The sequence below is a fragment of the uncultured Serinicoccus sp. genome, assembly GCF_947500995.1.
In the GTDB taxonomy this organism is placed as follows: Bacteria; Actinomycetota; Actinomycetes; order Actinomycetales; family Dermatophilaceae; genus Ornithinicoccus.
Window position 1 is genome coordinate 1 of the sequence record NZ_CANMUA010000022.1, and the last position, 1,437, is coordinate 1,437.

Here is a 1,437-nt window from a genome sequence, read left to right on the forward strand (position 1 = left end):
CGACCTTCGGGTCGGTGGTCGGGTGGTGGAACGCGTGACCCGAGCTGGTAGTAGGTAAGCGATGGAAGGACGCAGGAAGGTAGCCTCCGCGTGGCGATGGTTGTCCACGTCGAAGAGCGCAGGGCCGGGGAGTGGTAAATCCGCCCCATCAGTGCCCGAGGCTTGATCGTGACCGCGTATGCGGGAAGCAGGGTGATCCTATGCTGCCAAGAAAAGTTCCTAGCGAGGTTCGAGCCGCCCGTACCCCAAACCGACTCAGGTGGTGAGGTAGAGAATACCGAGGCGATCGAGTGAATCGTGGTTAAGGAATTCGGCAAAATGCCCCCGTAACTTCGGGAGAAGGGGGGCCGGACGCGTGAAACCCCTTGCGGGTTAGCGCTGAAGGCCGCAGAGACCAGGGAGAAGCGACTGTTTACTAAAAACACAGGTCCGTGCGAAGTCGCAAGACGATGTATACGGACTGACGCCTGCCCGGTGCTGGAACGTTAAGGGGACGGGTTAACCCACTTTGTGGGTGAAGCTCTGAACTTAAGCGCCAGTAAACGGCGGTGGTAACTATAACCATCCTAAGGTAGCGAAATTCCTTGTCGGGTAAGTTCCGACCTGCACGAATGGCGTAACGACTTCTCCACTGTCTCAACCGCGAACTCGGCGAAATTGCACTACGAGTAAAGATGCTCGTTACGCGCAGCAGGACGGAAAGACCCCGGGACCTTTACTATAGCTTGGTATTGGTGTTCGGTACGGCTTGTGTAGGATAGGTGGGAGACTGTGAAGCAGCCACGCCAGTGGTTGTGGAGTCAACGTTGAAATACCACTCTGGTCGTTCTGGATATCTAACCTCGGTCCGTGATCCGGACCAGGGACAGTGCCTGGTGGGTAGTTTAACTGGGGCGGTTGCCTCCTAAAAAGTAACGGAGGCGCCCAAAGGTTCCCTCAGCCTGGTTGGCAATCAGGTGTCGAGTGTAAGTGCACAAGGGAGCTTGACTGTGAGACAGACATGTCGAGCAGAGACGAAAGTCGGGACTAGTGACCCGACGGTGGCTTGTGGAAGCGCCGTCGCTCAACGGATAAAAGGTACCCCGGGGATAACAGGCTGATCCTGCCCAAGAGCTCATATCGACGGCATGGTTTGGCACCTCGATGTCGGCTCGTCGCATCCTGGGGCTGGAGTCGGTCCCAAGGGTTGGGCTGTTCGCCCATTAAAGCGGTACGCGAGCTGGGTTTAGAACGTCGTGAGACAGTTCGGTCCCTATCCGCTGCGCGCGTAGGAAACTTGAGGAGAGCTGTCCCTAGTACGAGAGGACCGGGATGGACGAACCACTGGTGTGTCAGTTGTCCTGCCAAGGGCACCGCTGATTAGCTACGTTCGGACGTGATAACCGCTGAAAGCATCTAAGCGGGAAGCACACTTCGAGATGAGGTTTCCATCACCCT

The 1,437-nt window shown here is 56.9% G+C and carries 1 rRNA gene; it reads left to right on the forward strand.

The window, feature by feature from the left end:
- Positions 1-1,437: ribosomal RNA gene (locus Q0967_RS17245) — 23S ribosomal RNA — on the forward strand; the annotation flags it as partial.